This window comes from Phocicoccus pinnipedialis (assembly GCF_903994035.1).
In the GTDB taxonomy this organism is placed as follows: Bacteria; Bacillota; Bacilli; order Staphylococcales; family Salinicoccaceae; genus Phocicoccus; species Phocicoccus pinnipedialis.
Genome location: NZ_CAJEWB010000010.1, coordinates 596,966 through 617,072, shown reverse-complemented (window position 1 = coordinate 617,072; position 20,107 = coordinate 596,966). Strand labels below are relative to the sequence as shown.

Sequence of the window (20,107 nt, the reverse complement as noted above, 5' to 3'; positions counted from 1 at the left end):
TGATAAAAATGACGGGTGAAATGATTTTCGTTTCTATATTAATACTTGCTATGCTGACATTACTTTTATTTGAAGTCATCAGGGCAGACTTTGTTGTATTTTTATTCCTTGTTATATTTCTAATTACAGGTGTAATATCTACGAACGATGCGCTTGCTGGATTCTCGAACGAAGGTGTAATGACGATCGTCGTGCTCTTCATTGTCGCAAGTGCAATTCAAAAACATGGTGTGATAGAGAACTTAATCTATAAAATGCTTGGAAAAAATAAAAATGAGCGCAGTGCGATAATTAAATTTACTGCACCAGTTGGAATCGCATCAGGATTTCTAAATAATACACCAATTGTTGTAACATTGACGCCAATCATCAAAAACTGGGCAATTAAGAATGGGTTCAGTCCATCGAAATTTTTAATACCACTCTCTTATGTCACAATCATGGGTGGCACGCTCACTTTGATAGGAACAAGTACTAACTTAATTGTACACGGGCTACTGCTCGGAGAAGGTTTAGAAGGATTTAGATTCTTTGAGTTTTCCATAGTGGGGATCGTAATTTTATCAGTCGGAATGATATATCTTGCGACTATTGGTTATAACTTATTGCCGGATACATTAGGTGCTATGGAGAAAATCGACTCAGAGACAAAAGAATTTTTAGCTGAAGCTTACATATTAACAGACTTCGAGCTAGTAAATAAGACGGTATTAGAAGTGACAAAAGATGCTTTAAAAGGGATCTATATTGTCGATATTTTTAGAGATAAAAAAAGACTTCCAGAAGTCACTGCAAACACGCGACTGCGTGCAGGAGATAGAATTGTGTTCTCAGCAACGCTTGATACTATAGGGGTCGTGAAGCAAGTTAAAGGACTCTCGATTCGGACAGGTAGTGAATTGACATTAGACGCTCTACAAAATGAAAACACAGTGCTTGTTGAAGCGGTTATTTCACACAACTCATCACTCTTAAATAAGACCTTAAAAACATCCAACTTTAAGTCAAGATTCAACGCAGGTGTCATCGCTATACATAGAAATAATAAACGAATTAACTCCAAAGTAGGAGAAATTGTACTTAAAGCGGGTGACACATTATTGCTTCTTGCCCATAACGATTTTATCGATAAAAATAAGTTCACCGACGATTTCTATGTCGTTACAGCGGTCAAAACACCAGAGGAATTTTTACAAAACCAAAAACAAGGATGGTTTGTCATTGGCCTCATGGGATTGATGATTGGATTCGTGACGCTTGGTGTCCTTTCTATGTTTAAAGCAATGCTATTATTAGTAATTATATTGTTTATGCTCAAGCTGATATCGATTCAAGATGTTACGGGTGCAATCCAATTTGATGTGATACTCTTGATTGCCAGTGCGTTTGGTGTCGGAAAAGCCATCACAAATTCTGGACTCGCAGACTTTTTAGCGACACATCTAGTAGACATCGTCAAACCGCTAGGTATTTTAGGACTCTTAGTAGTGATATATATCATAACAAACATCTTTACTGAACTAATTACAAATTCGGCAGCAGCTGTACTTATGTTCCCAATTGCTTTAGAGATGGCACATCTTATGAACACAGATTATCTTGGATTCGTCATAACAGTAACGATTGCTGCATCATCGAGCTTCATGACACCGATCGGATATCAGACGAACTTAATTGTCTATGGACCAGGTGGATATAAGTTTAGTGATTACATCAAAGTCGGTGCACCACTTTCATTCTTGATAATGATTGTGAGTGTTAGCATTATCTATACAGTGTGGTTTTAATGTTTAAAAAACAGAGCACATGGTAATAGATTACTATAAAACTTTTAGGAGGCATTCACATTGACTAAAAAAGTAGCAGTATTAATGACAGACTTAGTTGAAGATATCGAATATACGAGCCCTAAAGAAGCAATCGAAGCTACAGGATACGAAACAGTAATTGTTTCACCTAATGGCGGTACTGTAAAAGGTAAAAAAGGTGGAGAATTTGAATCTGACATTAAAGTAAGTGATGCGAATCCAGAAGATTATGATGGACTATTAATACCTGGTGGTTTCTCTCCAGATGGTTTACGTGGAGACAAAGATGATTTACCAGCAAAATTTGCGTCTCACTTCTTAGAGACAGACAAACCCGTTTTCTCTATTTGTCATGGACCACAATTACTTGTGGACACAGATAAATTAAAAGGTCGTACGATGACAGCTGTTAAAAACGTTAAAAAAGACGTTATTAACGCTGGGGCTGAATTCAAAGATGAGCCTGTAGTTGTCGATAAAAATCTTGTATCGTCAAGAACTCCTGATGACCTCGAAGATTTTAATCGAGAAATCAAAAATCAATTAAAATAATAAAAGAGATATTATTTTTAATCTTCCAACCAATCTTGGTTGGAAGTTTTTTATTGTGGCATATTTTTAATATTGATATACTTTTAATAAGAAATGAAAGGGGATACATAATGGATATTAGACATAAATTAGATCAATTTAATGAAGAGATTAGTAAAGTTTTTATCTCTAACAGAAAAACGATTGACCTTATTTTTATCTCACTCTTAAGAGAAGGACACATTCTTTTTGAAAGTGTACCTGGTACAGGAAAAACCGTTCTTTCGAAAGCAATCGCACGTGCAATAGGTGGAGAGTTCAAGCGTATACAGTTCACTCCAGACGTATTACCAACAGATATCACTGGAATGAATATGTATAACATTAAAGAAGAGGTTTTTGAGTTAAAGCTAGGTCCCATCGATACGAACGTATTACTTGCCGATGAAATTAACAGAGCGACACCAAGAACGCAATCTGCACTTCTTGAGGTCATGGAAGAAAGTCAAGTTACGATTGATGGAGAGCGAATCGAACTCAAGCGTCCATTTATCGTACTCGCAACGCAAAACCCCATAGAGTCGTCTCAAGGCACTTTTGATTTACCAGAAGCTCAACTTGATCGGTTTTTAATGAAGATCGACCTAGATTATCCGAATCGTGATAGTGAGATGCTCATGATGGATCAGCATATGGTTAAGTCTAAATTAGAAGAAATTACGCCGGTCTTTACACTTGAAGAAATCAAATCGTTTCAAAATGATGTATACAAGGTAGAGGTAAATGAAACGGTGAAAAATTATATTTTAGATATCGTAGGAAAAACACGTAAGCATCCCTATGTAGATCTGGGAGTAAGCCCCCGTGGTACCTTACATATTATGAATACTGCACGTGCAGTTGCATTCATTAACGGTCGAAATTATGTCACACCGCAAGATGTTAAAGATATTGTACTACCAGTCATTAGTCATAGAATCATGCTGTCTATCGAAGGTATGACAGTGGATTCACCTAAAAGAGTCGCTGAAGAGATTGTGAGAGGTGTAGAAGTACCAGTCGAAACCGGAGTAGTACGATGAAGTTCAAAGCACACTTCTTGCCATCTAAATTGAATACATTCTTATATGGTGTGTTTCTCTTTTATTTCGTATGGGCATCTTTTTATCCTGCTGATTACTCATACACTCTTTTATATATCCTAGGTATCATTGGTGCAATTTTGCTCCTGTCAGATTTGTATGCAGCACTTTCTCATAGAAAACTAGAGGTTGAGTTTGTAGAGAAGTCTGCGCGTAAGTATAAGGGTGAGGAAGGCGTCATGACCTTTAAGATCACTCAACATGGACTTCTTCCTATTGTTGGTGCGGCGCTAGATATCTATGCGAGTGATTACATTATTTTTGCTGGTGATAAAAAGAAGCGATCAGCTTCAAGAACACATAAACGGTTACTCTTCAGTGTGATGCCGAAGAGAAGCATTCATGTCTCTGCGAAGTACATAGCGATTGAACGGGGTGTCTCAAAAGTGTTTGGGAGCACCTTATCGTACTCGAATCTTTTTGGATTCAACCAAATTGTCTTACAGCAAAAATCAATCGACTCGACAGAAGTGATCGTATATCCCGAAGTCAAAGTTTCAAAATTCAAACCGTTTAGACTTCGAAATGTTGAGGGAAATTATCGTAAACAAAATGCTTTGTTCCAAGATAAGATATTGAAAGTCGCCTCTAAAGATTATGTACGAACAGATCAATTAAGAGATATTCACTGGAAAGAATCAGCGAGACTAGGCGCACTTCGAACGAATGTTTATGAACAAGTGACAGACCTAGAGGTCTTGATAATAGTAAATCTACGTTCAGATAAATCATACGTCGCAGTTGAGTATATTGAAGAAATTTATGAAAAGATTGCATATATTTCTTATCAATTGACGCGTGACAAAATTCCTTACCAACTCATATCTAATGTGAAACATATCCATTTAAATGATTATCTCCATGTACCGATTGGAAGTGGAGCGAATCACTATAAGCGTACGTTGGAATTTTTAGCGCGATTAAAATCGATTGATTTTACAGTCCCTTTTGATCATCTCGTAAGAAGCGTCCCTAATCTCAATCATGTACCGAGCCACTTAATATTTACAGGACCTACCGACCACAAAATAAATACAGCATTATTCGAGTTGCAGAAGAGACAAATTTCAGTATACCAACTCGACAAATATGAATTAGTTGAGTTTGGTCGTTCTGGAGGTGCAAGATGATACGTCTATTCAAAGAGGTTTTTCCTAAATATGTGATTGAGATGATGACAGTCATTGTTATACTTGCAGAACTCAATGCTACTTTCAATGAGACACCGAAGTTACTTTTTAATAGTATCGTTCTCATTCTGGTATTTTTAATCGGTACAATTATTACAAACAAGGCACGCTCATATGTGCTCTATTATTTTGTACCGTTTTTCTTTATACTTTTTCTCTTAGTAGGGAATAATGTGCTAGTCGCAATGTTATATAGTGTTATTTCAGTCTTTCGTTTTGACCGACTGTATATGGATAGAATGACAGATTTTCAAAAGTATGCAATTGTAGTGTCGCTCATTGTCGTAATTTTATCGCAATTCATTCGAACTGGGATTATAAGTCCGGATAACTACATGTTTTATTCAAGCATGTTTATTGTACAACTGATTTCTTATTTCATTTTAAAAATTGTAGCTCAAATGACAGATGATAACATAAAGGTTTCGGACTATTTAAATACGATTATATTTGTGGGCCTCATTCTAACAGCAGGTGGGGCAGTTGTTGGAATTTTGTTTAAAGGTATCAGCAGTTTAGTCAAACTTGCACTTGTTGGGATTTTAAACGCGATATTTTTCTTGATGAAGCCACTATTCGTGTGGATGGATAAGCTAGAATTTGAGACCCCTGAATTTGTTGAAGAAGAAAATACAGGAGAGAGTCTGGATGAGACTGTGCTTGATTTAATACATAATACTAAGCAAGAAAGTCTTTTAGAGAGATTACCACTCGATATGATAATAATAGGAATTATTGTTGTGGCATTTATAATAATGGTCATTGTTCTTGTAATGAGAAGTAAGAATGATGCGGTCATTGAGAATGAAAAGCTAGATATTAAAATAGTTCCAATACCAATAAATAAAATTAGAGAGCGAATTAAACTTAAGAAGCCTAAAGATCCAATTCGCCAAGTTTATTTTGATTTTGAACGATGGGTGAATAGAATTGGGATTGGACGCTACACTGATGAAACGATTGAAGAATGGATTGCACGTGAAGAGTTGTCAGACGTGTTTAGTACTGAAGAGATAGAGATTTATAGTAAGGTGCGTTATGGATCACATTCATTCACAGATGTATCAATATTTAAAGCGCACATCAACGCAATTAAAAATAAAATAAAAGCAAAGATAAAGGAACGAGAAAATTAAATAAAAAAGTCTCCTAAATTTGGAAACCAAAGTTAGGAGACTTTTTTAATTCTTACGATTTATTTTTATTTCGTACAGACCATGTAGAGATTACAGCAAGTGCAATAAGGGCAATCAATCCAATTGTGTATCCCATTATTTCACTGTAACCTTTCTCGCAGCAGCGTTTGCTTTACCAAAGCGGTCAATCACAGTATAGGCAATAAAGTATTCGCCAACTTTTTCTGTATCTACTTTATCCCCTTGAACGATTGCATCATTCGTGATGTCATGACCATCTGTGTCATAGATCTTTACCCCTTTTTTTGGATCAAAGTCTGAACCTACTGAAATTTCCACGTCATCGATACTTGTGAATGTCACACGTGTTTTATTCTTATCAGAATCTCTACCGAATGTTTTTGGGGTAGGTTTGATTTTATCTGTTGGATTTTCAGATACATGAACGATACGTGTAATTTCGTACCAACCGCCTGTATTGTTCGTTACTTTGTACTTCAAGTAATAATCACCGATAGTCGAAGTATCCACATCACCACTCGTTGTAATGTTATCTGTCACATCACCATCTCTCTTATCGACAGCATACACGCCTTCAATTGGGTCAAAGGAATCGCCAACTTGTACGTTGAATTCATCTACGTTGAACAACTTTGGATAATCCGTAGTCACCTTTGCCTGGATATCTTCAATCGTTTCTGTTAGTTCATTTTTATTCTGTTCTTGTTTTGCATTCTCTGTTTTTGCAGGTTCATAGTCTGCCATATACTCGCCAACCACAGGTGCTGTTGGGAGTAGGGCGATCATCATTTTTATAATAATAGAATTCATAAAGAACACCTCAAAATTCATTGTTACTCCTATTTTACAAGATATAGACAAAATAAAAAAGCTGAACATAGAAATGTTCAGCTAAATATATTATTAAAGATTGTTTTGTCGTTTCGCTGCAAGTAGCGTGTTATTTAATACCATTGTGATTGTAAGTGGACCAACACCGCCTGGTACAGGCGTAATGTAGCTTGCTTTTTCTAAAGCACTTTCGTAATCTACGTCACCAACAAGCTTGCCGTCTACTACCGTATTACCTACATCGATGACGATTGCGCCATCTTTAAGATCTGCCCCTTTTAATAATCCTGGTTTACCAACTGCTGAAACGACAACGTCGAAATCCTTGATTTTAGAAACCATATCTTTAGTTCTTGAGTGCATTAGAGTTACAGTCGCGTTTTGGTCAGTAAGTAATTTAGCTACTGGTTGACCTACGATGTGTGAACGACCGATTACTGCAACTTCTTTACCTTCTAAAGAACCAGTGTGTTTTAATAATTCCATGATTCCAAGCGGGGTACATGGAACGAATGTTTCTTGTCCTGTGTAAAGTTTACCGATGTTGATTGGGTTGAAACCATCAACATCTTTTTCAGGTGTAATTGCGTCGAGCACCTTATTTTCATCTACTTGTTTTGGAAGTGGAACTTGTACAAGGATTCCATGGACCTTCTTATCTTGGTTTAATGATTCTACAGTATTAAGTACTTCTTCTTCTGTAGCATTTTCATCTAAGCGCACAATGCTTGACTCCATGCCTATGTTTTCAGCAGCTTTGTTTTTTGATCTAACGTAGCTGAGTGAAGCCCCATCGTTACCCACGATAACTACCGTTAAGTTCGGAGTCACACCTTTTTCTTTTAATTCATTGACTTGTCGTTCGAGATCCGCACGGTAATCTTTTGCGATTTCTCTACCATTAAGAATTTCTGCTGTCATTTAAATCCTCCTAGACTATGTGTTATCTTTATTATTCCAAATTATACATGTAAATGCTAGTACGAATATTACATAAATGTTACTTTTCAATTCCAAAATGTAAGCGGTTTTAGTACAATAGAGTTACAGAAATATTCCGTAAAGGGTGTTTTTAAATGAATGTTGCAGTAATAGGAAGCGGAGGAAGAGAGCACGCAATTGTTAAAATGCTTTCTGAATCTAAGAATGTAGACGAGATCTACGCGATCCCAGGTAACGCAGGAATGAATGACCTTTGTGAAGTAATGTATAGGGTAAAAGAAGATGACTTTCACGCTATTGCAGGTATTTGTATTGAACGCCAAGTAGACTGGGTGATTATTGGGCCTCCTGAGCCATTAGAAAAAGGACTCGCAGATTATCTAATCGATGAGTATGGGTTAACTGTGTTCGGTCCGCGTAAGAAAGAGGCTCAGATGGAAACTTCAAAAGTGTTTACGAAAGAACTTTTAAATAAATATAATATACCAACGGCAGATTTCGAAGTATTTAGATCTTTTAGTGAAGCAAAAGAATACCTGAAGGATGCGTGCTTCCCTAAAGTAATTAAGCAAGACGGACTCGGTAGCGTCACAGGGGTCGGTGTCCGAGTTGTGAAATCAGCAGCTGAAGCGATGGAAGCATTAAATGACATCGCAATTGTAACTCAAGATGACAGCATTGAACCGTTAATTATTGAAGAGCACTTGGATGGTGAAGAGTTCTCACTAATGGTCTTAGTAAACGGAGATGCCTATCATGCATTTGAAACAATCGCACAAGACCATAAGAGTGCGTATGCTAAGGGCGTTGGTCCAAATACTAATGGTATGGGTGCATATGCACCAGTAACACATATTACCGAAGATATTAGACAAGAAGCAATCACTAAGCTAATTGAACCTACAATAAACGCAATGGTCGACGAAGGTCTCGACTATTTCGGTGTACTGTACCTAGGTGCAATGAACACAAGTGATGGCGTTAAAGTGATTGAGTACAACTCAAGATTTGGAGATCCTGAAGCACAAGTGTTAATGGGTTTACTTGAGAATGATTTCCTAGAAATGCTAAATAAGTTGAAAAATAAAGAACCGTTTGAGATGAAATGGAAAGATGGATTCATAGCAGGAGTAGTACTTGCGACAAAAGATTATCCTTTTGAAGTGAATAAAGGCTTACCACTCTATATTCCAGAAGAGCTGATGGATGATATCTTTATCAGCGGTGTATCACAAACGGAAGATGGAGATTATGTATCGGCTGATGGACGTGTATTAATGGTTACAGGATATGCGAGTACTTTAGAAGAAGCTGTGAAGAAAGCTTATGACAATATGGATCAGCTTGCATATAATCCAGAGAACTTTTACTATAGAAAAGACATCGCTCATCGAGCGCTTGGAACTCTAGTTTAAACAGACGCAAAAATTGCGTCTGTTTTTTTCTTATCAGATGAATTATAGTAGGCGCTCCGATATAATACTTATAGTTGGGGTGACATCATGTTAAATAGGATAAAGTTAAATACAGAGATTATTGCGAGTTATTTACTCGGAATATTCTTTATTATACAAGGTTTGTTTCTGGTCATTAATTCGGGACGAATCAGCAGTCAAAATGAAAGTATAGAAGTTGAAAAAATTAAAAACATAATCGATTTAATCAATGTATTTTTTATTGAACTGACAAATATATTAGGACCAATATTAGGATTGCATTTCTTGATTCCTATCGTTGTCGGCCTATTATTTATAGCGATTGGTGCATGGATGTTTAAAGCAGCTAGCATTATGAAAAAGACCACGCGATATGACCGTAGGTTTATTATCTTCTTTTTCAGTTTAACTGGTGTCATGTTTATTTGGACAACAGTTCTGATGTTCCAAGTGTATGGATATACAAGTATCTTATTCTTAATAGCATTTATTATACATCTTCTTTATAACATCTTTAACGAACATTTAGATCACAGATTTAGAAAAGAGCAGTATCTTCTCATCATGTTCTTCTACATGATTGCGTATTTCTTTACACAAAACGCAGTGTATAGTGATATCGGTCGTGGCATCACGCCGACAGATGTACTCTCTATCAATATGTACTTCTCAATCACATGGATACTTGCATTACTCTCACTATCGGTTGGCGTGTTCTTATCTAAAGCAGAAAACATCTTGAAAAAACCAGTAGCTGAGATGAATGATCAAGAATATTCAAGAGTAAAGGAACTTAGACGCGGACGCAAACTAAATCTCGATTTTAACAAGTACTTTGATTTTATGAAGTACTTCTATAGGTTAAAAACACAAATAACAGAAAAGTTTTTTGAGTTTTTTGAGATCAAGCCAGTGTCGTGGTTCAGGATTAACTATATCGAACTCACACTCGGGCTCGTCATGTTCTTGATGATATTCTTAGAATTTAACAATCGTAATGGTGTTGTGTTCGAAGGGTTGTTTAAAATTTCAAATGTGCAATACATTTACGAATGGGTGAATTTAGCTATTACGTTCATCTTAGCTTCGTTATATATGTATTTCACGATCATGAACACTTGGAATGATAAGTATTATCACAGACAAATGATCATCATTGTCGCATTGTTTGTTAAATTTAGTACCAGCCTATTTATTACAATCTTTAGGGCCGTTGAGTTATCGATTTTTATATTACCACTCAACATATTTTTAGTAATACTGACGTTACCATTAATGTTAATCAGTATCTTTAAACCTTTTACGAGGAGTGAAAACGATGACCTTAAAAAAACACAGTTATACAGGACGGACAGATAATCCTTCTATCAAAGAAAGATTTCACCAAGTGGTAAAAGAGTATAGTAATGAAACAAATAGTGATGTGATTATTGGTTTTATGTCAGACGAGGGTGTGAAGCGCAACAAGGGTAGAGTTGGTGCTTCATTAGGTCCAGTAAAAATTCGCGAAAAAATGGCATCTTTACCATATATTAGAGAAATTTTTGACGTAGGTTCTGTTGTTGGAACGACAGAACTCGAAGTGTCACAAGCTGAACTTGGGAATCAAATTAGTAATTTATTAAAGAAAGATAACTTTGTTTTAATATTAGGTGGTGGACACGAAACACTTTATGGACATTATTTAGGAGTACGTGAGACGTTTAAAGACGAGAAAATTTGTGTGTTAAATATTGATGCGCATTTTGATTTAAGAAACGAAACATCATCTAGCGGAACAATGTTCCACCAAATTTTATCTTCAGATAAAAATATCCACTACAAAGTGCTCGGGATTCAGCCACTTGGAAATACAAAAACACTTTTTGAGACAGCAAATCAATTTGGTGTTGAATACTATACAATCGATAAGATTAGAGAAAACAAAGATTTACTTTTTACCTTATCAACTACACTACAGAACTATGACAAAGTATTCATGACGCTGTGTATGGATTCAGTAAAGGCGAGCGATGCACCTGGTGTTTCTGCACCAAGCTCGAATGGATTTACGAGTTTAGAGATAAAAACAATCATCGAACACTTTGCAAAATTAAACAATTTAGTGTCGTTCGATATTTCAGAAGTCTCACCTGAACACGATAGAGATGATATGACAAGTGCTCTTGCCGCATTTTTATCTGTGACATTTTTAAACAGTAAGAATGAAAATGTGTAATTAAGGGTATATAATTTTAAATAAGGAGTGGTTTTATGGCATTAACTAAAGAGCAAATTGAAAGAAGAAAACAAGAGGCCGTTGAACTTGTAAAACAAAAAGCAAGGCAATCCGGTCTCGCAGCAATCGTTCCAGTACCACTTTTTGATATGGGTACAGACTATAAATTAATGACAGAAATTGAAGACGATATAAACGAAATATTTGGTGTAACAAGTGAGGAGTTAAAAGATAATAATGATTCGATGAAGACGCGTCTCGCTATTATGGTTACAAGTGGTGCAGGTGAATTTATTGCTAAGCAAACAACGAAAGTCGTATTAAAGCAACTTCAAAACCGCAACAAACGTACAAAAGTAGGCCCAATATCTGTAGGTACGGTTGTCACTCATGGAACAAGTGCAGTTGTGAGTTATACACTTATGAGAAAGCTCGGAATGGACCACATCGAAAAGGTAGTAAAATATTTAGACAACCAGACAGTTATTTAATGTGCATTTGTTTATGTAATCGTGTACAATAGTTTGTGAAACTATTAATTTAATTTGATGAGGGAGTTACCAATATGCAACAAAGAACATTTGATATTGTAGATGAAACAGGAATTCACGCTAGACCTGCTACGATTTTAGTTCAAACAGCGACACGATTCGAATCAGACATTGAGCTCGAATATAACAATAAAAAAGTCAACTTGAAATCAATCATGGGTGTTATGTCACTTGGTGTTGGTAAAGGCGCACAAGTTACAATCTATGCGGATGGTTCTGACGAAGCAGAAGCATTAGAAAAAATTACTGAGGCATTAAAACAAGAGGGACTGACTGAGTAATGACAGAAATTATTAAAGGTAATCGTGGTGGAGGCGGTATCGGTTTTGGTACAGTCGTTAAATACCAAGAAGTTGTCTTTAATATTGATGAAAACAAAATACCAGAAGAAGAAATTCAGACTGAACTTGATAAGCTCGTTTCTGCAGTAAATATTGCACGAAATGAGCTTATTAAAATTAAAGACAGAACGATTCAGAATGGTGAATATACGGATGCTGCAATCATGGAAGCACAAATTATGATGCTCGATGATCCAGAGCTTCATCAAAATATTAAAAACAAGGTACACGAACTTCACAATGTCACTCATGCATTATATACGGAAAAGAACCATATCATCGAATCGTTTGAGAAGATTGATGACGCATATCTACGTGCGCGAAAACAAGATATTGATGATGTACTGAAACGTGTGCTGTATAGATTAGAAGGTCACGAGACGCTAAACCTAACAGAGTTGTATGAACCAACAATTATCGTGGCCAAAGATTTACCACCTTCAATTGTTGCACAGCTCGACAAAAATGTTATTAAAGGAATTGTACTAGAGAATGGTTCTGAGAACTCACATACAGCAATCATTGCAATGAGTCATGGTATTCCACTGGTTTCTAACGTGAAGAATGCACTGGAGATGGCGCGTCCTTTCGACATGATGATCGTAGACGGGGATAACGCAGAAGTCGTCTTCAACGCATCCATTTCAGACACGTGGTTTTATCTTAAAAAACAGAGTGATAAGTCAAAGGCAAGTGAACGTCTAGCTCCGTATCGGACGAAGATTACGGAAACAGCGGATAAGAAACGCATTAATTTGGGTGCGAACGTTTCGACGAGAGGCACTGTCGATGAGGCGCTCGACATTAATGTAGACCAGGTTGGATTATTTAGAACAGAGTTCGTGTACATGAGCCGTTCGAACTATCCGAGTGAAGAAGAGCAACTTGAGATCTATAAAGATGTAGTAGAAAGGATGGATGGTAAGCCAGTGACGTTTAGAACGTTAGACGTTGGTGGAGATAAATACTTGCCATACTACGATCATGAATATGAGACAAACCCCTTCCTAGGGACGCGTGGGGTGCGTTTCTCACTTTTGAATGAGCATGTCTTTAGAACTCAGATACGTGCTTTTATTCGTGCAAGTCAATATGGTGACGTGCGTGTAATGTTTCCTATGGTTAATACAGTAGCTGAGTTTAAAAAGCTTGCAGGAATTTTTGAAGATGAAGAAAAGAAGCTTGGATTATCATTGAATAGGAGAATTCCACTGGGCATCATGATTGAGACACCTGCAGCTGCGATACATGCTGAATATCTTGCAAAACATGCGGACTTTTTCAGCATCGGATCAAATGATTTAACGCAATTTGTCATGGCGGCAGACCGTATGAACCCAAACGTCTCATCATTCGTAGAAACGTTGAACCCAGGATTACTGAAGTTAATCCATTATATTATTAAAAGTGCACACAAAGAGAATATAAAAGTTGGATTATGTGGAGAACTCGCACATGATAGGGAAGCAATTCCAATTTTGCTGGGACTTGGAATAGACTCACTCAGTGTGCACCCGTCACATGTATTAAAGTTAAGAAAATTCATCCATGAACTCGACAGTCGAAAGTTGCATGTTTTTGAACGTCACATTTACGAAGTAGAAAGTGAAAGTGAAATGATGGATAGGGTAGCAAAGATTATTCGTCACAAATAAATCACTTATCAAAACTTTGTGAATATGTTAACATGATATAATGTACAGTTTATATAAGTATATATATTAATTAACGTATTATATAGGGGGAATTTTTTAATGGAAGATGTGCTTCTTGGACGGATTCTAACTGCAATGACACTCGCATTCCATATTATCTACGCAACAGTTGGTGTCGGAATTCCAATCGTCATAATGGTATTCGAATTCTTAGGTATTAAGAAAAATGATTATCACTATTTAACGATGGCACGACGTATTGCTAAAGGATATACCGTTACTGTGGCAGTAGGAGTAGTCACTGGAACAATCATCGGTCTGCAACTCAGCCTGATTTGGCCAGATTTTATGAAGCTTGCAGGTCAAATTATAGCACTCCCATTATTCATGGAAACTTTTGCTTTCTTCTTTGAAGCAATTTTCCTTGGTATTTATCTATACACATGGGATAGATTTAAAAATAGATGGCATCACTGGTTACTTACTATTCCAGTAGTTATTGGCTCTTCATTATCCGCAGTATTTATTACAACAGTTAATAGCTTTATGAACACACCGGCAGGATTTGATCTTGTTGAAGGTGTGTTTAAAAACGTAGACCCAATCATGGCAATGTTTAACGCCTCAACAGGCGTACGTGTATTTCACGTAGTTGTAACAGCTTATATGACAGCAGCATTTTTCATGGTAACTGTAGCAGCAGTTAAATTACTAAGATCTAAACACACTGAAGACAGAGCGTATCATAGAAAAGGTCTAAAAGTTAATATGATTATTGGTCTTGCAGCTGCGGCACTCACTCTGTTAGCTGGGGATTTATCAGCAAAGTTTTTACACAATGAACAGCCAGAAAAACTTGCAGCATTCGAGTGGCATTTTGAAACTGAAGAGAACGCAGATTTAATTCTCTTTGGTATTTTAGATGAAGAAAATCAAGAAGTTAAGGGAGCGCTACGTATCCCGGCAGCACTTTCAATTCTGTCAGGAAACAAACCTTCTACAGAAGTAACAGGGTTAAATGATATTCCAAAAGATGAATGGCCACCACTCGTTGTCCATTATTTCTTCGACATCATGGTTATTTTTGGAATGTTTGGACTAGGTGTATCTGCACTTTACTTCATATTAAAGCTCTTCAAGAGAGAAGAGTGGGCGCATTCAAGATTTATGTTATATTTATACGCACTATCGGGACCATTATGCTTCGCGGCTATTGAAGCGGGTTGGTTTACAGCAGAACTCGGTCGTCAACCTTGGATTATAAGAGGCTACATGAGAGTTTCCGAGGCAATTACACAAGCAGATGGGCTTGGAATCACGATGATTATGTTTGGTGTTTTATATCTCATTCTTGGGTACACTACTATTCAAGTTATGGTTAACATGTTTAAGAACGAATCAGCACGTGACTCACAAATTGCATATTACGGCAAAGAGAGCTTGATGGAACAAGGAGGTCGATTCTAATGAATTATGAGATTATTGGGATTACGGCACTTTGGACATTCCTTTACGGTTATGTAATTGTTGCATCTGTAGATTTTGGTGCTGGGTTCTATAACTTCTACGCGAAAGCGACAGGGAAGTCGAACATCATCACTCCTATTATTACTAGATATTTAAACCCAGTTTGGGAAGTAACAAACGTATTCTTTGTGTTCTTCTTCGTTGGGATCGTTGGGTTTTACCCTGATACAGCGTATTACTTTGGTACGACTTTACTAATTCCAGCATCGATTGCGTTAATCTTAATGGCGATACGCGGAAGTTATTACGCGTTTAATCAGTACTCAAAAGATTCGAATATTGTATGGGCATTTCTCTACGGAGGTACGGGTTTACTAATTCCTGCTTCACTATCCGTTACGCTTGTAATCTCTGAAGGCGGGTTTATTAAAGAGAAAGCTGGCGGCATTGATTTAAACTTAATGGAATTACTCTTTAGTCAGTATGCATGGTCTGTTGTATTCTTAGCAGTGATTTCAGTTCTCTACATTTCAAGTTCATTCCTAACATTCTACGCAAACAGAGCGAGAGCTTTTGAAGCAGTTGAAATTATTCGTAAATGGTTCTTGATTTGGACAATTCCTATGTTAGTAAGCTCTCAGTTCGTATTCTTAGGATTAAGATCGAACAACGAAGCGCACTTTATGAACGCACAGAACTATTGGTACCTATTTGGCTTATCTCTAGTATTTATGTGGATAGCCGTGTATTTAATCTACAAAAAAAGAAGATACGGTATGGCATTCATTATGGTAATGCTACAATTTTTAAGTGCATTCTTTGGATATGGAATCAGTAAATTACCGTATATCCTATATCCTTATGTAAGAATCGAAAGTGTCGTAAATGAATCGATGGCCTTCTGGCTGACGGTCGTATTCATTTTAGGATTGTTACTGTTAATTCCAAGTCTTATAATATTAATGAGAATGTTCCTATTTGATAAGGACTATGTCCAAGGTAAAGAGGACTAAGGAGATTAGAGTATGAAAAAAGAATTTGCCGTAATCGGACTTGGCCGATTTGGATCGAGTATCGTACAAGAGTTAAGAGAGCTAGATGCAAACGTGCTTGCGATTGATAAGAACGAAGAAGTCGTGAATGAATATAAAGATATCGTTACAGAAGCGGTTATTGGAAATACGACAGATGAAGCGGTGCTTCGCAGTGTCGGTATTACAAACTTTGACCACGTCATCGTTGCGATTGGTGAAAATATTCAGAGCAGCATCTTGACAACATTAATTTTAAAAGACCTAGGTGTAGAGAAGGTTACAGTAAAAGCTCAGAATGAATATCATGGTCGAGTTCTCGAAAAGATTGGAGCAGACCATGTTATTCACCCGGAACGCGACATTGGTAGACTTCTCGCACATAGGATTGTGTCGAGTCATACTCTCGATATATTAGAAATCTCAGAAGAACACTCTATAGTAGAGTTCAAAACAACTAAAAACTTATATAACAAATCGATATTAACGCTTGATTTCCGAGAAAAGTACGATGTCTCAATCCTTGCTATCAAGCGAGGTAATCAAATTATCGTCAATCCAGACCCAGTCGTGAAGCTCTTGGCAGATGATGTTTTAATCCTAATCGGGAAAGATACAGATCTATCACGATTCGAGACAAGGTTTGGGACTGATGAATAATTTTCAAGAAAAATCCTCCAAATATTCTTATTTGGAGGATTTTTTGTATATATTTTATTTTGATTTTAATGTTTTGTCGTTTACTCGCATGATCATTGGGAGGATCATCGGGCTACGTTGTGTTTTTTGGTAAAGGTAGGCAGAAAGCTCTTCAATGATAAGTTGTTTTACGTTATACCATTCAACATTTTCTTCGGAAGCTAATAAGCTTTCAATTGACTCACGTAACTTTTTCTCTGCACCTCGGATTAATCCGAATGATTCTCTCATGTAGACAAAACCACGTGAAATGATGTCTGGTCCAGAGAGGAGTGTCTGGTCTTCGAAGTCGATAGACACGACCATAACCGCAAGTCCTTCCTCAGATAATTCCTTACGATCACGAAGTACAATGTTACCAATATCGCCGATACCAATACCATCAACAAACACTGTACCACTTGGTACAGAATGGGTTACTTCGGCATGGTCTTCTGATAAAGTTAAGACTTCCCCGTTGTCCATTAAGAATACATTATCCGCTTCAACACCAGTGTCTACCGCAAGGTCCTTATGGATCTTAAGCATGCGGTATTCACCGTGGATAGGCATGAAATATTTTGGTCTCATTAAACGCAACATCAGTTTTTGTTCTTCCTGAGAACCGTGTCCCGACGTATGGATGTTTGAAAGACGACCGTGAATAACTTCAGCGCCACGCTTATAAAGTGCATTAATTGTACGGTTTACACTCAGTGTGTTCCCCGGAATTGGTGATGAACTGAAGACAACTGTATCATCAGGAATGATGCTGATTTGTCTATGTGTACCGTTTGCGATACGAGATAATGCAGCCATTGGCTCACCTTGAGATCCCGTACAAAGAATCATAATTTTATGTTTTTCAAAACGGTTGATATGCTTTGCTTCAATAAAAGTTTCTGGTGGCGCTTTGATGTAACCGAGCTCCGTACCAATTCTAATGTTGTTTTCCATGCTTCGTCCAAACACACAAATCTTGCGGTCGAACTTAACAGCAGCATCGATCGCTTGTTGAACTCGATAGATGTTTGATGCGAACGTTGCAAAAATGATACGTCCAGCACATTGTCTAAAGATGTCTTCTACATTTTGTCCGACTTGCTTCTCACTAATCGTGAAGTTTGGAACTGTTGCGTTAGTTGAGTCAGATAAGAGACAAAGCACGCCTTCTTCGCCAATCTGCGCCATTTTAGCGATGTTCGCTGGAGCACCAACGGGTGTAAAATCGAACTTGAAGTCACCAGTGTGAACAATGTTTCCAACGGGTGTCTTAACTACAATTCCGTATGCTTCAGGAATTGAGTGTGTAGTTAGATAAAATTCTACCTTGAAACTATCGAAGTTAAGAACCGTATCTTCATCAATTGGAATGAGTTTCGTACGGTGCATGAGCTTATGTTCTTCTAACTTATTTTTAATTAAGCCTAAAGCGAGTGGACCTGAATAAATTGGTACTGAAATTTCTTTCAATAAGAAAGGAATTCCACCGATGTGATCTTCGTGGCCATGTGTCACAACCAGCGCCTTAATGCGGTGTTCATTCTCTTTTAAATATGTGTAATCAGGAATAACGTAATCAATACCGAGCTCGTCATCATTTGGGAATTTTATACCCGCGTCGATCATTAGTATATCTTTACCGATTTCAATACAATAAGTGTTCTTTCCAATTTCACCTAGTCCCCCGAGGGCGAAAACACCTACATCTTTAATATTACTCATTGTACTTTTGTAACCTTAAAGTCTTCATTATGCTCACGCTCATATTCTAAATGGTCGGGACTGAGTGTTTCAATGAACTCGATCGTGATTTCTTCGTTTTGTAAATGTTTTCTTACGTCTTCAATCTTTTCAGCCTCAAGATACATAATTAGTGTCTCTTCTCTAATTAAGCGTTGAGTTTTGTGGTCTTGATAAAATACTTTAAATGTTTTCATAAATCAATTCTCCTTAAAAATATATAGTGGTTTATTCATAAAAAAGATGTGCTCCTTATTTAGCAAGCACATCTATTAATAGGGATTATTTATCCCTCATATACTCCTGTTGCAGTAACCCGCTACGACCTAAGATGCTCTTCAACTTCTTCTTGAGTTTTTCTTTTAATCTTCTCAACATGAAAATCACACCTTTATCTCTTAACCTTATTTTACATTATAGACTTTCCTGTTGCAAAGACTTTATACTAATAGTAAGGGGTGAGTTGTATGGATGCTCAAGCGTTATATCATAAAATACGCATGGAAGAAAAGCGAGAAGATAAGCCTTTCGATTATGTTGAATTTAACAAACGTGACAATTTTATTATCATGAATATCATTTACCAAACGAATGCTTATATTAGCAGTGATGATCACCACACGTATAGACACGATGTAGATCCTGATATTTTAAATGCAGAGACTTACGAGCAATTGAAACCGTTACTCATTGAAAGAGGTATACGGTTTGTTGAACGGGTTGACGAATTTATTTAATTATTCGAGTGGTACTGCTCCTTCTTTAGGAAGTAATGGAGTGTCCTTATTAATATGATCATAAAATAAAATACCGTCCAAATGATCGAGTTCATGTTGTAAAACGATTGAGAGCATACCACTCGCTTTAATTACAACTTCATTTCCATCAATATCCAAAGCACGCACTTTAATTCTCTTTTTACGATGCACTATGCCTTCAATGTCATCATCTACACTTAGACAGCCTTCACCAGATGGCAGAAAAGATTCTTGAACTGAGTGGCTGATGATTTTTGGGTTGATTAACATCAAATCATAAACTGGTTCATCGTCCTCATCGGTTAAATAGACTGCTAGCATGCGTTTATTTAAGTTTATTTGTGGCGCTGCAAGTCCAACTCCTGCACGCAAATCATATTTTTCAGCAATTTCCTCATCTTGTGAGTTAATTAAAAATTGTCTCATTTCACGGAGCTCTTTTTGAGTTTGTTCGTCAATTGTTGTCACTTCGTCTACTTTAGCTCGTAGAATCGGATGACCATCACGAACAACATCTTTCATTGTAAGCATGTTTAGCCTCCTATTAAAATACATTTCTTAATTATACTATAACTCAGTATAATTTTCACGCTTCACATAAGAATTTTGTAATCGCTTATCATCAGCC

The 20,107-nt window shown here is 36.9% G+C and carries 20 protein-coding genes; 15 read left to right on the top strand and 5 right to left on the bottom strand.

All coding sequences use genetic code 11. From position 1 onward, the window contains the following. The first annotated feature begins 8 nt into the window (after positions 1–8). The 5 genes from H9D55_RS07325 to H9D55_RS07305 all read left to right on the top strand — a co-directional run bounded on the left by H9D55_RS07325 (position 9) and on the right by H9D55_RS07305 (position 5,807). The gene (locus H9D55_RS07325) at positions 9–1,787 is read left to right on the top strand and encodes an SLC13 family permease (protein ID WP_186078162.1); all 1,779 of its coding nucleotides are present in this window, start codon (positions 9–11) and stop codon (positions 1,785–1,787) included. A 60-nt stretch (positions 1,788–1,847) separates the two neighbouring features. Next, positions 1,848–2,360, top strand: a complete 513-nt coding sequence (locus H9D55_RS07320; protein WP_186078160.1) for a type 1 glutamine amidotransferase domain-containing protein — start codon at positions 1,848–1,850, stop codon at positions 2,358–2,360. 110 nt (positions 2,361–2,470) lie between these two features. Beyond that, positions 2,471–3,421, top strand: coding sequence for an AAA family ATPase (locus tag H9D55_RS07315; RefSeq protein ID WP_186078158.1), 951 nt, complete (start codon positions 2,471–2,473; stop codon positions 3,419–3,421). After that, positions 3,418–4,611, top strand: a complete 1,194-nt coding sequence (locus H9D55_RS07310; RefSeq protein ID WP_186078156.1) for a DUF58 domain-containing protein — start codon at positions 3,418–3,420, stop codon at positions 4,609–4,611. Before H9D55_RS07315 ends, H9D55_RS07310 begins: the two co-directional genes overlap by 4 nt. Continuing rightward, positions 4,608–5,807 carry a hypothetical protein gene (locus tag H9D55_RS07305; protein WP_186078154.1) on the top strand — a complete coding sequence of 400 codons (1,200 nt, stop codon included), beginning with the start codon at positions 4,608–4,610 and terminating at the stop codon, positions 5,805–5,807. The genes H9D55_RS07310 and H9D55_RS07305 overlap by 4 nt, the downstream gene beginning before the upstream one ends. A gap of 135 nt (positions 5,808–5,942) precedes the next feature. Here H9D55_RS07305 and H9D55_RS07300 read toward each other — a convergent pair whose 3' ends face one another. Together H9D55_RS07300 and H9D55_RS07295 are read right to left on the bottom strand one after the other, a co-directional pair. Next, a complete protein-coding gene (locus tag H9D55_RS07300) occupies positions 5,943–6,638 on the bottom strand; it encodes an immunoglobulin-like domain-containing protein (RefSeq protein ID WP_186078152.1) in 696 nt (231 codons plus the stop codon). Between the two features lie 93 nt (positions 6,639–6,731). Continuing rightward, the gene (locus H9D55_RS07295) at positions 6,732–7,580 is read right to left on the bottom strand and encodes a bifunctional 5,10-methylenetetrahydrofolate dehydrogenase/5,10-methenyltetrahydrofolate cyclohydrolase (protein ID WP_186078150.1); all 849 of its coding nucleotides are present in this window, start codon (positions 7,578–7,580) and stop codon (positions 6,732–6,734) included. A gap of 155 nt (positions 7,581–7,735) precedes the next feature. On the opposite strand from H9D55_RS07295, the gene purD reads away from it, so the two are divergent. From purD to H9D55_RS07250, 9 genes are all read left to right on the top strand, one after another. Continuing rightward, positions 7,736–9,016 carry a phosphoribosylamine--glycine ligase gene (gene purD, locus H9D55_RS07290; protein WP_186078148.1) on the top strand — a complete coding sequence of 427 codons (1,281 nt, stop codon included), beginning with the start codon at positions 7,736–7,738 and terminating at the stop codon, positions 9,014–9,016. An 87-nt stretch (positions 9,017–9,103) separates the two neighbouring features. Next, the gene (auxA, locus tag H9D55_RS07285; protein ID WP_186078146.1) at positions 9,104–10,396 is read left to right on the top strand and encodes a lipoteichoic acid stability factor AuxA; all 1,293 of its coding nucleotides are present in this window, start codon (positions 9,104–9,106) and stop codon (positions 10,394–10,396) included. After that, positions 10,356–11,255: a formimidoylglutamase gene (locus H9D55_RS07280; RefSeq protein WP_186078144.1), complete on the top strand. Its 900-nt coding sequence runs from the start codon at positions 10,356–10,358 to the stop codon at positions 11,253–11,255. The genes auxA and H9D55_RS07280 overlap by 41 nt, the downstream gene beginning before the upstream one ends. 35 nt (positions 11,256–11,290) lie before the next feature. Next, positions 11,291–11,746 (top strand): hypothetical protein, encoded by a 456-nt coding sequence (locus tag H9D55_RS07275; RefSeq protein ID WP_186078142.1) that lies wholly within the window; start codon positions 11,291–11,293, stop codon positions 11,744–11,746. 74 nt (positions 11,747–11,820) lie between these two features. Then, positions 11,821–12,087: a phosphocarrier protein HPr gene (locus H9D55_RS07270; RefSeq protein WP_186078141.1), complete on the top strand. Its 267-nt coding sequence runs from the start codon at positions 11,821–11,823 to the stop codon at positions 12,085–12,087. After that, positions 12,087–13,802 (top strand): phosphoenolpyruvate--protein phosphotransferase, encoded by a 1,716-nt coding sequence (gene ptsP / locus H9D55_RS07265; RefSeq protein ID WP_186078139.1) that lies wholly within the window; start codon positions 12,087–12,089, stop codon positions 13,800–13,802. The genes H9D55_RS07270 and ptsP overlap by 1 nt, the downstream gene beginning before the upstream one ends. A gap of 99 nt (positions 13,803–13,901) precedes the next feature. Further along, positions 13,902–15,269, top strand: a complete 1,368-nt coding sequence (locus H9D55_RS07260) for a cytochrome ubiquinol oxidase subunit I (RefSeq protein WP_186078137.1) — start codon at positions 13,902–13,904, stop codon at positions 15,267–15,269. Further along, positions 15,269–16,282, top strand: a complete 1,014-nt coding sequence (locus H9D55_RS07255) for a cytochrome d ubiquinol oxidase subunit II (protein ID WP_186078135.1) — start codon at positions 15,269–15,271, stop codon at positions 16,280–16,282. Before H9D55_RS07260 ends, H9D55_RS07255 begins: the two co-directional genes overlap by 1 nt. 12 nt (positions 16,283–16,294) lie before the next feature. Further along, on the top strand, positions 16,295–16,960 hold the full coding sequence (locus H9D55_RS07250; protein WP_186078133.1) for a potassium channel family protein: 666 nt from the start codon (positions 16,295–16,297) through the stop codon (positions 16,958–16,960). A 54-nt stretch (positions 16,961–17,014) separates the two neighbouring features. On the opposite strand, the gene rnjA is transcribed toward H9D55_RS07250, so the two are convergent. After that, positions 17,015–18,703 carry a ribonuclease J1 gene (gene rnjA, locus H9D55_RS07245; RefSeq protein ID WP_186078131.1) on the bottom strand — a complete coding sequence of 563 codons (1,689 nt, stop codon included), beginning with the start codon at positions 18,701–18,703 and terminating at the stop codon, positions 17,015–17,017. Next, the gene (locus tag H9D55_RS07240; protein ID WP_186078129.1) at positions 18,700–18,918 is read right to left on the bottom strand and encodes an RNA polymerase epsilon subunit; all 219 of its coding nucleotides are present in this window, start codon (positions 18,916–18,918) and stop codon (positions 18,700–18,702) included. The genes rnjA and H9D55_RS07240 overlap by 4 nt, the downstream gene beginning before the upstream one ends. A 303-nt stretch (positions 18,919–19,221) precedes the next feature. Between H9D55_RS07240 and H9D55_RS07235 the strand changes: the two genes are divergently transcribed. Then, on the top strand, positions 19,222–19,458 hold the full coding sequence (locus H9D55_RS07235) for a hypothetical protein (protein WP_208454740.1): 237 nt from the start codon (positions 19,222–19,224) through the stop codon (positions 19,456–19,458). On the opposite strand, the gene def is transcribed toward H9D55_RS07235, so the two are convergent. Continuing rightward, positions 19,459–20,010 (bottom strand): peptide deformylase, encoded by a 552-nt coding sequence (def, locus tag H9D55_RS07230; protein WP_186078124.1) that lies wholly within the window; start codon positions 20,008–20,010, stop codon positions 19,459–19,461. It abuts the gene before it with no gap. Positions 20,011–20,107 lie beyond the last annotated feature (97 nt).